The sequence below is a fragment of the Mesorhizobium sp. M0119 genome (assembly GCF_040322615.1).
In the GTDB taxonomy this organism is placed as follows: domain Bacteria; phylum Pseudomonadota; class Alphaproteobacteria; order Rhizobiales; family Rhizobiaceae; genus Mesorhizobium.
In genome coordinates this window covers 155,416-168,579 of record NZ_JAMYTU010000006.1, presented here as the reverse complement: position 1 = coordinate 168,579, position 13,164 = coordinate 155,416, and the positions used below count along the sequence as shown (strand labels likewise).

Annotated in this window: 11 protein-coding genes and 1 riboswitch; of the genes, 5 read left to right on the top strand and 6 right to left on the bottom strand. The window is 64.0% G+C overall.

From position 1 onward, the window contains the following. Positions 1-31: 31 nt before the first annotated feature. The 3 genes from thiQ to thiB all read right to left on the bottom strand — a co-directional run bounded on the left by thiQ (position 32) and on the right by thiB (position 3,704). The gene (thiQ, locus tag NKJ40_RS08645; RefSeq protein WP_352465720.1) at positions 32-823 is read right to left on the bottom strand and encodes a thiamine ABC transporter ATP-binding protein; all 792 of its coding nucleotides are present in this window, start codon (positions 821-823) and stop codon (positions 32-34) included. After that, positions 820-2,439: a thiamine/thiamine pyrophosphate ABC transporter permease gene (gene thiP, locus NKJ40_RS08640; RefSeq protein WP_352465719.1), complete on the bottom strand. Its 1,620-nt coding sequence runs from the start codon at positions 2,437-2,439 to the stop codon at positions 820-822. The genes thiQ and thiP overlap by 4 nt, the downstream gene beginning before the upstream one ends. A gap of 251 nt (positions 2,440-2,690) precedes the next feature. After that, the gene (thiB, locus tag NKJ40_RS08635; RefSeq protein ID WP_352465718.1) at positions 2,691-3,704 is read right to left on the bottom strand and encodes a thiamine ABC transporter substrate binding subunit; all 1,014 of its coding nucleotides are present in this window, start codon (positions 3,702-3,704) and stop codon (positions 2,691-2,693) included. 43 nt (positions 3,705-3,747) lie between these two features. Beyond that, positions 3,748-3,862: riboswitch (TPP riboswitch) on the bottom strand. Positions 3,863-3,989: 127 nt separating this feature from the next. On the opposite strand from thiB, the gene NKJ40_RS08630 reads away from it, so the two are divergent. The 4 genes from NKJ40_RS08630 to NKJ40_RS08615 all read left to right on the top strand — a co-directional run bounded on the left by NKJ40_RS08630 (position 3,990) and on the right by NKJ40_RS08615 (position 7,069). Next, positions 3,990-4,634: a thiamine diphosphokinase gene (locus NKJ40_RS08630; protein WP_352465717.1), complete on the top strand. Its 645-nt coding sequence runs from the start codon at positions 3,990-3,992 to the stop codon at positions 4,632-4,634. A gap of 15 nt (positions 4,635-4,649) precedes the next feature. Continuing rightward, positions 4,650-6,470: an ABC-F family ATP-binding cassette domain-containing protein gene (locus NKJ40_RS08625; RefSeq protein ID WP_352465716.1), complete on the top strand. Its 1,821-nt coding sequence runs from the start codon at positions 4,650-4,652 to the stop codon at positions 6,468-6,470. A gap of 117 nt (positions 6,471-6,587) precedes the next feature. After that, positions 6,588-6,770, top strand: a complete 183-nt coding sequence (locus tag NKJ40_RS08620) for a type II toxin-antitoxin system CcdA family antitoxin (protein WP_352465715.1) — start codon at positions 6,588-6,590, stop codon at positions 6,768-6,770. Beyond that, positions 6,770-7,069 (top strand): CcdB family protein, encoded by a 300-nt coding sequence (locus NKJ40_RS08615; RefSeq protein WP_352465714.1) that lies wholly within the window; start codon positions 6,770-6,772, stop codon positions 7,067-7,069. The genes NKJ40_RS08620 and NKJ40_RS08615 overlap by 1 nt, the downstream gene beginning before the upstream one ends. Positions 7,070-7,100: 31 nt before the next feature. Here the strand turns inward: NKJ40_RS08615 and NKJ40_RS08610 are convergent, their stop codons facing one another. Together NKJ40_RS08610 and NKJ40_RS08605 are read right to left on the bottom strand one after the other, a co-directional pair. Then, complete coding sequence (locus tag NKJ40_RS08610) at positions 7,101-8,795, bottom strand: hypothetical protein (protein ID WP_352465713.1); 1,695 nt, start codon at positions 8,793-8,795, stop codon at positions 7,101-7,103. 72 nt (positions 8,796-8,867) lie between these two features. After that, a complete protein-coding gene (locus NKJ40_RS08605) occupies positions 8,868-10,166 on the bottom strand; it encodes an adenylosuccinate synthase (RefSeq protein ID WP_023680654.1) in 1,299 nt (432 codons plus the stop codon). A gap of 321 nt (positions 10,167-10,487) precedes the next feature. Here NKJ40_RS08605 and NKJ40_RS08600 point away from each other — a divergent pair, with 321 nt between their 5' ends. Next, positions 10,488-11,390, top strand: a complete 903-nt coding sequence (locus NKJ40_RS08600) for a DMT family transporter (protein WP_352454884.1) — start codon at positions 10,488-10,490, stop codon at positions 11,388-11,390. A 59-nt stretch (positions 11,391-11,449) separates the two neighbouring features. Here the strand turns inward: NKJ40_RS08600 and serA are convergent, their stop codons facing one another. Continuing rightward, positions 11,450-13,048: a phosphoglycerate dehydrogenase gene (serA, locus tag NKJ40_RS08595; RefSeq protein WP_352465712.1), complete on the bottom strand. Its 1,599-nt coding sequence runs from the start codon at positions 13,046-13,048 to the stop codon at positions 11,450-11,452. Positions 13,049-13,164: the final 116 nt, after the last annotated feature.

Here is a 13,164-nt window from a genome sequence, read left to right as displayed (position 1 = left end):
CCGCTTCGCCTTCTGCCGGTTTGACCATAAATTATGTCCGCTTCCGGGCAACATCTCGTGATCCAGCCGCAAACGGACCCGAGCCGATATAGCGTCGGAATGCCTCCGGTCCAGCCCCGACGAAAAAATCAGCGGCGGTGCCCGTCGCGGCAACTGTGCCACCATCCAGGAAAACCATGTTTTGGCCGATACGGCGCGCATCTTCCGGCTGGTGCGTGACGAATAGCACCGTCATGCGCTGCTCCGAATGGACGTCGGCCACCAGGTCGAGCATGTCGTCGCGCAGTGCCGGTCCGAGCGAAGCGAACGGCTCGTCGAGCAACAATACCGGCCGGTCGCGCACCAGGACCCGGGCGAGCGCGACGCGCTGCCGCTCGCCGCCGGAGAGTTCGCGCGGCAGCCGGCTTTCCTTGCCGGCAAGGCCGACGCGCTTCAGCGCTGCGGCGATTGCGGCGCGGTCAGCCTCGCTCAGCCTGAGCGAAGGCGAGCGGCCGAGCCCGACATTCTGCTCGAGGGAAAGATGGGCAAACAGGTTGTTTTCCTGGAACACCATCGATACCGGCCGCGCTGATGGCGGCGCAGTGCTGACGTCGGCGCCGCCGATCAGCACGCGGCCCGACCGCGGCGTCTCGAAACCGGCCACCAGATTGAGCAGCGTCGACTTTCCCGAACCGCTCGGCCCCATGATGGCGGTGATTTCCGACGCCGGGAAATCGACATCGAATACAAGCGGCGTTTCACCATAGCTGAACGAGACATTATCGAGTCGTACGGCCGCGCCTTTTTCCACCGAAATGGACCGTTCCGGGCTGGTCGGCATCATGATTTCTCGCCCCTTCCCAGCCAGTCCGCGGCCAACACCAGCGCCAGGCAGACAAGGCCGAGCAGCAGCGCCAGGCCGGCGGCATCCTCAGTGCGGTAACTGCCCATGCGCGCCAGCAGCAGATAGGGCAAGGTCTGCACGGAATCGCTGCCGAACAGCGCAATGACGCCGAGATCGCCAAGCGACAGCGCCATGGCGAAAGCGAAGCCGGTGGCGAGCGGCCGCCGCAGCGACGGCCAGTCGACCAGCCGCAACCGGTTCCAGCCCGAGATACCAAGCTGTGCGCAGAGCCGTTCGTGGCGTTCGCTCGACGCGTCATAGGCAGGGCGGATGGCGCGGATGGCGAACGGCATCGCCATCACCGCATTGACCGCAACGACCATGACAGGGGCGATCGCAAAGACATCGCTGACGGTGCGCAAGAGCAGGAACCAGCCGGCGCCGATGACGATAGGCGGCACCACCAGGACGAACCCCGCACCGGTGTCGGCCAGATGTTCGAGCAGTGTCCGCCGGCCCTGCCGCCGGGTGAGCGCCAGCGCCCGGCGCGCCATGACCAGCGACAGCGACAACGCCACAGAGAGCAGCGCCGATAGGAGGGAGAGCACGGCACTGGTCGCCGTCGCTTGCCGCACCGCGCTCTCGCCGGCCAGGCGGCCGAGATCGGCGCCAAGCCCGGCTGCCAACGTGGCCGCCATCGGCCCGGCGACAAACAGCAGTGCCAGCCCGATCGCCAATGCGTTCAGCACGGTCTCGGCCGCACCGGCTGAAAAATACCGGCGCGGCGCCACCGGCAGATTGGCATCCCCTACCATATTGGCGCCGAGCCGCGTCAAGGCCAGCACGACGACGAAGGTCAGGGCAATCTGCAGCAGGGTCAGCGTCACAGCCCGCGCCGGGTCGAAGTCGAAACGCAGCGCCTGGTAGATGGCAACCTCCAGCGTCGTCGCGCTGGGTCCGCCGCCGAGCGTAAGCACGATGGTGAAGGAGGTGATGCACAGCATGAAAACGAGCCCGGCAACGCCCGGCAAGGCCGCACGCAGCGGCGGCCATTCGATCAGCCGGAAGGCCGGCGCAGCACCCATGCCAAGCTGGCTCGCCAGCCGCCATTGGTCGGCCGGCACGGTCTGCAACGCCTCCAGGAACAGCCGCGTCGCCAGCGGCAGGTTGAAGAAGACATGGGCGACGAGTATGCCCGACAGGCCATAGATGCCGGGCCAGCTCTGGCCGCCAATCGCGCCGAGCGTGCCGGCGAAATACCCGGCGCGGCCATAGAGTGCCAAGACACCGAGTGCGGCAACAATGGCCGGCAGCGCCAGCGGCACGGCGAAAAGCTGGAGGATGAAGCCTCGCCCGAAAAAACGCGGATGCCGCGACAGGGCACGCGCGACGAACAGCGCCGGTGCGACGGAGAGCAGGGTCGACAGCAGAGCCTGCCAGAGCGTGAAACGGACGACGCGCAAGAGATAGGAATCGAAAGCGGAGGCGGCGCCGGACAGGTCGCGTGTGGCTTCGACGACGAGCCCGGCGAATGCACCGCCGATCAGCAGCGCGATGGCGGCGAGCGCGACGATGCCGGCAGTGACGCGGGGATCGGCCGGATGACGCGTATGCATGTCGCGCTACCCGACACTACGACAGGTGTTGATCGAAGGAAATACCTGGCAATGGCCGAGCCCACCCCTCTCTGGCCTGCCGGCCATCTCCCCCTCAAGGGGGGAGATTGCGCACTCAGCCGCCTTCGCCAATCTCACAAGTGGCAGGACGAGGAGAGGCGACAAAGCTGCCGATCTCCCCCCTTGAGGGGGAGATGGCCGGCAGGCCAGAGGGGGGTGGCTTGGCGCAAACATCCGACGAGGCTTGAGCCCTACTTGCTCATCGCCGCAAGCCACTCATCGACCCAGGCCTTGCGGTTGGCCGCGACGTCTTCCGGGCTGAACAGCAAGGTCTTGGTCGGCTTGACCAGCTTGTCGAACGCCGGGTTGAGCGGCTTGTCGGTTTTGCCGGCCGGGAACATCCAGTTGGTTTCGGGAATGACATCCTGAAATTTCGGTCCGGTCATGAAGGCAATGAACTTTTCTGCCAGCGGGTTCTTCGCACCCTTGGTGGTGATCCCCGCAACCTCGATCTGCAGATATTCGCCCTCCTCGAAGGACGCCGCCTGGTAGCGCTCGGTGTTTTCGGCGACCATGTGGTAGGCCGGCGAGGTGGTGTAGGACAGCACCATCGGCGCCTCGCCCTTGGTGAACAGGCCGTAGGCCTCGCTCCAGCCCGGCGTTACCGTCAGCACCTTCGCCTTGAGTTTGGCCCAGGCTTCCGGCGCCTTGTCGCCATAGACCGACTTGACCCACAGCAGCAGGCCAAGGCCCGGCGTCGAGGTGCGCGGATCCTGGATGACGATCTTCTCTCCGGCATCGCCCTCGACCAATTCCCTGAGGCTCTTCGGCGGGCTCTTCAGTTTTTCGGTATCGTAGACGACGGCGAAATAGCCATAGTCGAACGGCACGAAAATATCGTCGCTCCAGCCGCCCGGCACACTGACGCCCGACACGGCGCCGTGCGGCGAAAACAGGCCGGTTGCCTTGGCATCCGCCGTCAAATTGGTATCGAGGCCAAGTACGATATCGGCCTTGGTCGCGGCGCCTTCCAGCTTCACACGGTTGAGCAGCGCCACGCCGTCGGCGACCGAGACGAATTCGACGACGCAACTGCATTCGGCCTCGAAGGCCTTCTTCACCGCCGGTCCCGGACCCCAATCGGCGGTGAAGCTTTCATAGGTATAGACCGTCAGTCTATCCTGTGCCGATGCCTGCCCTGGCAGGGCGAGCGCGGATGCCGCAAGCAGGACAATTGAGACAAGAGAGTGGAAAAAACTGCGCATCGGCGCCTCCTTCGTTCGCGTTGAAAGGAATTGAGGCGTCGGGCTGTCCGAAACGTCTAATCCCTCCGCCGGTACAAACCGGATCAGGTTCAGCGGGTTGGCAGTCTTGCCTCTCAGCCGGTCCGCGAAAATCGCGTCCGGCACCCCGTTAGAGCGTTGCGACACATAGGCCCGGCCGAAGTGCTGCGCAAGCGGAAGTTTGCCGGGCATCCAAAGCCCAGCCTTCCGTTTCGTCTGCCGTTTCATCTTCCGTTTCCGGGGCAGGGCTGGTAAGGGCCACGAGATATGAGCACATTCACCATCCTGCTTGGCGGCGATCTCATCCGCACGCCGCTGCTCGACCGCCAGGTCGAAGGCTCCCGCGTCATCGCTGCCGATGCCGGCATCGGCCATGCCCGCATGCTGGGCCTGAGGCCGGAACTTTGGGTCGGCGACTTCGATTCGGTGCCTGCCGAGTTGCCGGAGGATCTGGCCGCCGTGCCACGGCAGGTGTTTCCCGCCGAAAAAGACAAGACCGACGGTGAACTCGCTATCGCCGCCGCACTCGAACGTGGTGCGACCAGCCTTGTGCTCGCAGGCGCCTTCGGCGGCAAACGTACCGACCACATCTTCCTGCATCTGGCGCTGAGCGTCCGGCTGGCGGAAGGCGGGACGGAAGTGCTTTTGACCAGCGGCGCACAGGAAGGCATTCCCTTGCTGCCGGGAAAGACTGGCTTCGACTATGCCGACGGCACGCTGTTTTCGGTGCTCGGCTTCTCCGATCTCGCCGGCCTGAGCGTCACCGGTGCCAAATGGCCGCTCGACCATGTCGAGGTTGCGTTCGGCTCGTCGCTGACCATTTCCAACGAGGTCAGGGGCCGGTTGGAAATCGCGCTGGCCAGCGGCCGCGCGCTGCTGCTCGCGCATCCCTACCCTCTTCCGGAAAGCTGAGCCCAGAAAGCTGACATGGCGCCGCCGCTTCTCAATCTCGACGGGATAAAGCTGACATTTGGCGGCACGCCGCTGCTCGACGGTGCCGCCCTGACGGCCTCAGTTGGTGACAAGATCGCCCTGGTCGGCCGCAACGGCTCTGGCAAGTCGACGCTCCTCAAGATAGCCGCCGGGCTGATCGAACCGCAGGACGGCGAAGTCTTCCGCCAGCCTTCGGCGACCGTGCGCTACTTGCCGCAAATGCCCGACATGGACGGCTTTGCGACTGTCCGCGCCTATGTCGAGGCGGGGCTCGGGCCGGCCGACGATCCCTACCGCGCCACCTATCTGATGGAGCATCTCGGCCTGACCGGCGAGGAACGGCCGAACGATCTCTCCGGCGGCGAGGCGCGGCGCGCCGCCCTCGCCCGCGTCATGGCGCCCGAGCCCGACATTCTCCTCCTCGATGAGCCGACCAATCATCTTGACCTTTCGGTCATCGAATGGCTGGAGGAGGAGCTTGCCCGCACCTCCTCGGCACTGGTCGTCATCTCGCATGACCGTCGTTTTCTCGAGCGCGTGTCACGCGCCACAATCTGGCTCGACCGCGGCCAGACCCGCCGTCTCGACAAGGGCTTTGGCTATTTCGAGGAATGGCGCGACACGGTGCTGGAAGAGGAAGAGCGCGAGCAGCACAAGCTCGGTCGCCAGATCGTGCGCGAGGAGCACTGGCTGCGCTATGGCGTGACGGCAAGGCGCAAGCGCAACATGCGCCGGCTCGGTGAGTTGCAGACCATGCGCCAGCGCTTTCGCGGCCACCGCGGCGCCGAGGGTGCGGCGACGATGACAGCCAGCGACGCCGCCGAATCCGGCAAACTGGTGATCGAAGCCAAGAACATCGAGAAGAGCTTTGGCGATCTGACCGTGGTCAAGGGATTTTCGACCCGCATCCAGCGCGGCGATCGCGTCGGCCTGGTCGGGCCGAACGGCGCCGGCAAGACGACGCTGTTGAAGATGCTGACCGGCGAATTGAAGCCGGACGCGGGCACGGTGCGGCTCGGCACAAATCTGGAGATCGCCACGCTCGACCAGAAGCGCGAAGCCGTCGACCCGCAGGAGACATTGGCGCAGTATCTCACCGACGGGCGCGGCGAGAACCTCGTCATCAATGGCGAGCAGCGCCACGTCGTCTCTTACATGAAAGACTTCCTGTTCAAGCCGGAACAGGCGCGCACGCCGGTGCGCGAGCTTTCGGGCGGCGAGCGGGCACGGCTGATTCTCGCACGCGTTTTGGCGCGGCCGGCAAACCTGCTTGTGCTCGACGAGCCGACCAACGACCTCGACATGGAGACGCTGGAGCTGCTGCAGGAATTGGTCGCCGGTTTTGCCGGCACGGTGATCCTGGTCAGCCACGATCGCGATTTCCTCGACCGCACCGTGACCAGCATCATCGCGCCGGATGGTGACGGCCGCTGGATCGAATATGCCGGCGGCTATTCCGACATGCTGGCGCAGCGCGGCGGCACCAGGCTGGACGACCGCAGGGCGCGGCCAAAAGCAGAAGCCGGTGAAGCGACGGCGGCAAGCAGGAACGAAGCGGCCGCACCGAAGGGCCCGGCGAAGAAACTGTCGTTCAAGCAGAAATTCGCGCTGGAAACCTTACCCAAGAAGATCGAGGCGGTGTCGGCCTCGATCTCGCGGCTGGAGAACAACATCGCCGATCCGGCCTATTACGAGCGCGACCCGGCCTCGTTCCAGAAGACGATTGCCGCGCTCGACAAGGAGCGCGTCACACTGGCAGCGCTCGAGGAGGAATGGCTGGAACTCGAGATGCTAAGGGAAGAGATGGAGGGATGAGAGGTTGCATGCACGCTCATATGCGCCTACATTATGCGCATAAATGGGAGCGGCTGTATGCTTCAATCGAATCCAAAAACCCAAAGAAAGTCGGTTAATACATCGATCGAATCCCGATTGATCGAGGATGCCAAGGCGTTGGGCATCAATATATCCCGCGCTGCGGAAGAGGGCATCGCCAAGGCGATTTCGGCCGAAAAAAACCGCCGGTGGCAGGAGGAAAACAAGCAAGCGATCGACAGTTCGAATGACTATGTCAGGCGCAACGGCTTGCCTCTGGCCAAGCACCGGCTGTTTTGATGGCACGTTATGATTTCTACCAGAGTGCCGAAGGCGACGGTTACCTTCTCGATGTCCAATCCGACCTTCTGGGACGGCTCGACACGAAGGTCATCGTCCCGCTGATGCCAGCCAATAAGGCCCCAGTGCCGGGCCGCCGGCTAAACCCTATCTTCACCATCAACGGTAAGGACCATGTCATGGTCACTCAATTCATGTCAGCCTTGATGACCTCTGAATTGCTCGTTGCCGAAGGAAATCTTTCTCGCCATCACGACGACATCGTGAGCGCGCTCGACATGCTGTTCCAAGGCTTCTGAGCCAGAGAGGCGTTGGGCTGGTGAGCCGGCCTCACCCCGCCGTCTTTGTCTGCCAGGCCTTTAGCGCCTCGTCGAACACCTTCTCGCCTGGAATGCCCTTTTCCATGGTGAGCAGCGCCCGCCGCCCGGTCTTGTAGACGACCGGCACGTCGATCCAGTCCTGGCCTCTGAGCAAGGTCAGATTGGCGTCTTCATCCGCCTTGGTATCGTTGAGCGCAACCAGGAAGAAACCGTCGGCGATCTTGGCCGGGATGCCGATCAGCGGGCTTCCGGCATCCTGCTCGGAGCCCTTCATGGCGACACGCAGGATGTTGTCGACGCCGCCGCCCTCGAAGCCGTCAGGCGTCAGGAAGATCATCTCGATAATATGGCTGGCCGGCAGCGTCTGGTCGGTGTTGCGACGGATCGTCATGCGCAACTGGATATCCTTGCCTGGAATGGTGGCCTCGGCGCGGATCGCCGGCTCGGGTGGCAAGTCGCCGCCGGGCGATTCCTGCACCAGTGACCAGACGATGTTGCCGGGCTCGGCCGAGCCTTGAGCGGTGCTGGTGCGCTCCTCGTAGAAGATCGCCTTCTGGCCGACGGCCAATGCGGCTTGCGGCGGAACTGCCGTCGGGGCCGCTGCCGGCGCGGGCGGCGGGGCGGCCGCTGCAGCATCGGCCGGCGCTGCTGCCCCGTTGGCGGGCGGCGTCGCGGGAGTTGGTGCAGCGGACCCATCGACTGCTGGAGCATTGGCGGTGGCTTGCTTGTCGGCGGGTGCGGCCGGTGCCGGCGCGGCGGGTGCCGGGGTGGTCGGCGCTTGTGCGGCCGATGGCGGCGTGGTCAGTGCGGCGACGGATTCGCCTTCGCCGATGCCCGCCTGCCCGCCCGCGGGGCCGGGATCGACTTCGTGGCCCTCGGGCGTCCGGCGCTGCGTGAACTTCGCGCCCTCGCCGGCCTCCGTCGGAGGCGCGGCGGCCGGTACCGCCGCATCGGCCTCCGGCTTGGCCGGGGCTGGTTTTACCAGCGGTTCGGTGGCAACGGCTTTGGTCGAGTCGAGGCCGAGCATGCTGCCGAACGCATCCTTGTTCAGCCAGATGCCATAGCCACCACCGGCAATGACGAGCAAGGCAATGGCGGCGGCGATCACACCGCCATAGCTGCGCCTGCGCTCGGCAGGATGGAGCCGCTGGAACCTGTCCTCCGCGGGGCCGCCGTCGTTGGAAAAGTCGTCGCCCCGAAAAACGCCGTCTTGGCCGTCAGCCGTCGGAAGATCCATATCGGACGGCGGCGGACCAGCGCGCTCCTGAGAAAGAGCGACGGGCTGCGGCTTTTGCCAGTTCGGCGCCGCCTTGGCGGCCGTGGGCTGCCAGGCCGGCCCAGTCTTTGCTGGCTCCGTCTTTGCCGGCTCGGTCTTGGCCGGCTGCCATGCCGGCTCCGTCTTTGCTGGCTGTCGGATATGGCTGGACTGGTTCTTGTTGCGGTCGATGGAGGAGAAGATGTCCTCCAGTTCCGCCAGCGGGTCGGGTGGCGGCGCAGGCTTGGCATAGTCCCGCTCGACTTTGGCGATGGCGTCTTCCAGTGCACGCATCTGCCGGTCGACATCGGAAGGCGTCATCGTGGCCTTCTCTGCGAGTTGTTTCGCGATTGACGAACGGGCCCTGTCATAGACCCTGGCGCGCACTTCCGCCGACGGCTCACCGAGTTTATCGAGCGCCTTTTTCAGAATAGGAACAAAATCTACCATACGTCAGTCGACCTGCATTTGTTTCTGGGCCGGCCCCCGCAAATCAGCCGCAATGCCCGGAAGGCTGAGAAACTAGTCTTGAAACGGATCGGTCACAAGTATCGTGTCGTCCCGTTCAGGGCTGGTGGAAAGGAGTGCGACCGGCGCGCCGATCAGCTCTTCGATGTAGCGGACGTACTTCACTGCCTGGGCCGGCAGGTCGTTCCAGCTGCGCGCGCCGGCAGTGGTGCCTTTCCACCCCTCCAGCGTCTCGTAGACCGGTTCGACGCGGGCCTGCGCACCCTGGCTGGCCGGCAGGTAATCGATCGCCTCGCCGTCGAGTCGGTAGCCGGTACAGACCTTGATCTCGTCCAGCCCATCGAGCACATCGAGCTTGGTCAGCGCAATGCCCTTGATGCCGTTGACGGCGACGGCCTGGCGGACCAGCACGGCATCGAACCAGCCGCAGCGCCGCTTGCGGCCGGTGACGACGCCGAATTCATGGCCGCGCGTGCCCAGGAACTCGCCGATCTCGTTCTTCTGTTCGGTTGGAAACGGGCCTTCGCCGACGCGCGTCGTATAGGCCTTGGTGATGCCGAGCACATAGCCGATGGCGCCCGGCCCAACACCCGACCCGGCGGCGGCCTGACCGGCAACCGTATTGGACGAGGTGACGAACGGATAGGTGCCGTGGTCGATGTCGAGCAACGTGCCTTGCGCGCCCTCGAACAGGATGCGCTCGCCGGCGCGGCGCTTGTCGTCGAGGATTTTCCAGACGCGGTCCATATAGGGCAGGATCTCGTCGGCCACCGAGATCAGCTCGCTCATGATCGCCTCATGCGTGACCTCGGCATGGCCGAGCCCGCGCCGCAGCGCATTGTGGTGCGTCAGCAGCCTGTCGACCTTCAAGGGCAGCGTTTCCAAATCCGCCAAATCCATCACCCTGACCGCGCGCCGGCCCACCTTGTCTTCATAGGCGGGACCGATGCCGCGACGGGTCGTGCCGATCTTCGTTCCGGAATTGGAAGCGGCGTCCTCGCGAAATCCGTCCAGTTCCCGGTGCAAGGACAGGATAAGCGCGGTGTTTTCGGCTATTTTCAGGCGGTCTGGCGTCACCTCGACGCCCTGCGCCTTCAATTTCGCAACCTCCGCGACGAAAGCGTGCGGATCGAAGACGACGCCGTTGCCGATGATGGAAAGCTTGCCTTGCCGCACCACGCCGGACGGCAGCAGCGACAGCTTGTAGACCTTGCCGTCGACGACCAGCGTGTGGCCGGCATTGTGGCCGCCCTGGAAGCGCACGACAACATCGGCGCGCTCCGACAGCCAGTCTACGATCTTGCCTTTGCCCTCATCGCCCCATTGCGAGCCGACGACCACCACATTGGCCATATTTCTTTTCCCTTGAGACGCCGCACGAGCAGCTTGAAACAATTCGAAACGATAGGCCTCTATCGCATCGGCCCCCAAAATCGGAATCGATTTTCGGAAAAGCACGACGCGAGATTAAAGCCTTCCGACGCGTACTTTGTAGCGTCCAATTGCACGCACGTCGCTCTATAGCGTCAAGACCCGGCGAGCGCGACCACTCTTTGCCGCCCAAAACGCTCCGAGGCACAACAATTTTCGCCTTTGACATCATTTACTTGGGCTGGCGGTCGCAATAGGCCCACACCGACCGTCAATTTCCCTCTGCCTGGCCGGGAGTTCACGATGCATCGAGCCGCCTATCTGTTCCTGCTGTTCACCACCTTGCTGTGGGGCGGCAATTCCGTGGCGGGAAAGCTGGCGGTCGGTCATATCTCGCCGATGACGCTGGTCTTCCTACGTTGGCTGCTGGCGGTTCTGATCCTGCTGCCGATCGGCTGGGGAACGCTACGCCAAGACTGGCCGGTGGTGCGCAGGCACTGGTTGCTGCTTGGCGGGCTCGGCGCTTGCGGCTTCGCCTTTTTCAATGCGATCTTCTACACGGCGCTCAACTACACGACGGCGATCAACGTCTCGATCGAGCAGGCGGCGATACCGATCGTGATCATCATCGCCAATTTCGTGCTGTTTCGCCTGCGGGTGAACCGGGTGCAGATAGCTGGCGTCGTGCTGACCATCATTGGCGTCGCGGTGACGGCGAGCCATGGCGACCTGCGCCAGCTTCTCAAGCTGGATCTCAACTTTGGCGACGCGATCATGCTGGTCGCCGTGCTTTGCTACTCCTTCTATTCGGTGGGGTTGCGGCTGAAGCCGGTCATCCGCTGGCAGAGCCTGATGCTGGCGCTGTCGGTTGCCGCACTCGTCACATCGCTGCCTTTCTTCCTGTGGGAGATTGCCGCCGGCAAGGTCATCGTCCCCGATGCCCGCGGCTGGGCGGTCGCGTTCTATACCGCCATCGGTGCTTCGGTCATCTCGCAGATCTTCTATATCAGGGGCAACGAGCTGATCGGCGCCAACCGGGCCGGCCTGTTCATCAATCTGGTGCCGATCTTCGGTACGCTGCTATCGGTGCTGATTGTCGGTGAGACATTCCAGCTCTATCAGGCGCTGGCTCTCGCGCTGGTGCTCGGTGGCATCAGCCTCGCCGAATACAGCGGACGGAAGATGGCGGCATCCGCTGCTGAATGAAGTCGCTTGCCGCGACGTTCCACCGCCCCGCGTGCTGCTGCACACGGGGCGATCGAATTTCAGGCTATCCCCACATCGAAATGCAGCCGCTTGGCGGAGTCGATCGACTTGTGCGAGCGCACCTGCGCCAACACGTTTTCCGGGAACGGCGCATCGAGATAGAGCAATGCGATGGCATCGCCGCCCGGCCGGTTGCGGCCGAGCTGGAAGTTGGCGATGTTGACGCCGTTCTCGCCGCACACCGTGCCGAGCAGACCGATGATGCCGGGCGCGTCGGCATTGGTCGTGTAGAGCATGTGCTGGCCGACCTCTGCGTCGAGATTGATGCCCTTGATCTGGATGAAGCGCGGCTTGCCGTCCGAGAAACAGGTGCCGGCGATCGAGCGCGTCCTGTGCTCGGTCTTGACCGTCAGCTTGATATAGCCGTCGAACACGCCCGACTTGTCACGCTTGACCTCGGCGACGATGATGCCGCGCTCCTTCACCATGATCGGCGCCGACACCATGTTGACGTCGGAGACCTGCGGCCGGATCAACCCGGCAAGGGTGGCACTGATCAGCGCGCGCGTGTTCATCGTCGCGGTCGAGCCGTCGAACAGTATCTCGACCTCCTTGATCGGATCCTCGGTGACCTGTCCGACAAAGGCGCCGAGCACTTCGGCAAGCTTGACGAAAGGTTTCAGCCGCGGCGCCTCTTCGGCGGTGATCGACGGCATGTTGATGGCGTTGGAAACGGCGCCCTTGATCAAATAGTCGGACATCTGCTCGGCGACATGCAGGGCGACATTCTCCTGCGCTTCGGTGGTCGACGCGCCGAGATGCGGCGTCGCCACGACATTCTCCATGCCGAACAGTGCGTTGTTGTCCGCCGGTTCGACCTCGAACACGTCGATGCCGGCGCCGGCCACCTTGCCGCTCTTCAGCGCCGCGATCAGGTCGGCCTCGACGATCAGCCCGCCACGGGCGCAGTTGATGATACGCACGCCGGTCTTCATCTTCGCGATCGCCGCGGTGTCGATGATGTTGCGCGTCTTGTCGGTAAGCGGCGTGTGCAGCGTGATGAAGTCGGCGCGGGCGAACAGCTCGTCGAGCTCGACCTTTTCGACGCCGAGCTCCTCGGCGCGGCTGTCCGACAGGAATGGATCGAAGGCGATGACATGCATCTTCAGGCCGACGCCGCGCGCAGCGACGATCGAACCGATATTGCCGCAGCCGATGATGCCCAGCGTCTTGCCGGTGATCTCGACACCCATGAAGCGGTTCTTTTCCCATTTGCCGGCGTGGGTCGAGGCGTTGGCCTCCGGTATCTGGCGGGCCAGCGCGAAGATCATGGCGACGGCATGCTCGGCGGTGGTGATCGAATTGCCGAAGGGCGTGTTCATCACGATGATGCCCTTGCGGCTCGCCGCCGGGATGTCGACATTGTCGACGCCGATGCCGGCGCGGCCCACGACCTTCAGCCTGGTCGCGGCGTTGATCAGCTTCTCCGTGACCTTTGTCGCCGAGCGGATGGCCAGCCCATCATACTGGCCGATCACTTCGAGCAGTTTTTCCTTGTCCTTGCCGAGATCCGGCAAATAGTCGACCTCGATGCCGCGATCCCTGAAGATCTGCACGGCGGTGGTGGAAAGTTTGTCTGAGACGAGAACGCGGGGCATTGGCTTGGTCCTTTGCGATTGGCGTCCCTCCCCCTTGACGGGAGGGTCGGCGCGAAGCGCCGGGGTGGGGTCGTTGCGGCCGGGCGCGGCCGAAAATCTTTTTCTTTCTGGATGGC

What these genes read in the sequence shown, in the direction of transcription:
- thiQ (WP_352465720.1), bottom strand. Translation starts at nt 823, where the DNA reads ATGATGCCGACCAGCCCGGAACGGTCCATTTCGGTGGAAAAAGGCGCG.
- thiP (WP_352465719.1), bottom strand. Translation starts at nt 2,439, where the DNA reads ATGCATACGCGTCATCCGGCCGATCCCCGCGTCACTGCCGGCATCGTC.
- thiB (WP_352465718.1), bottom strand. Translation starts at nt 3,704, where the DNA reads ATGCGCAGTTTTTTCCACTCTCTTGTCTCAATTGTCCTGCTTGCGGCA.
- NKJ40_RS08630 (WP_352465717.1), top strand. Translation starts at nt 3,990, where the DNA reads ATGAGCACATTCACCATCCTGCTTGGCGGCGATCTCATCCGCACGCCG.
- NKJ40_RS08625 (WP_352465716.1), top strand. Translation starts at nt 4,650, where the DNA reads ATGGCGCCGCCGCTTCTCAATCTCGACGGGATAAAGCTGACATTTGGC.
- NKJ40_RS08615 (WP_352465714.1), top strand. Translation starts at nt 6,770, where the DNA reads ATGGCACGTTATGATTTCTACCAGAGTGCCGAAGGCGACGGTTACCTT.
- NKJ40_RS08610 (WP_352465713.1), bottom strand. Translation starts at nt 8,795, where the DNA reads ATGGTAGATTTTGTTCCTATTCTGAAAAAGGCGCTCGATAAACTCGGT.
- NKJ40_RS08605 (WP_023680654.1), bottom strand. Translation starts at nt 10,166, where the DNA reads ATGGCCAATGTGGTGGTCGTCGGCTCGCAATGGGGCGATGAGGGCAAA.
- NKJ40_RS08600 (WP_352454884.1), top strand. Translation starts at nt 10,488, where the DNA reads ATGCATCGAGCCGCCTATCTGTTCCTGCTGTTCACCACCTTGCTGTGG.
- serA (WP_352465712.1), bottom strand. Translation starts at nt 13,048, where the DNA reads ATGCCCCGCGTTCTCGTCTCAGACAAACTTTCCACCACCGCCGTGCAG.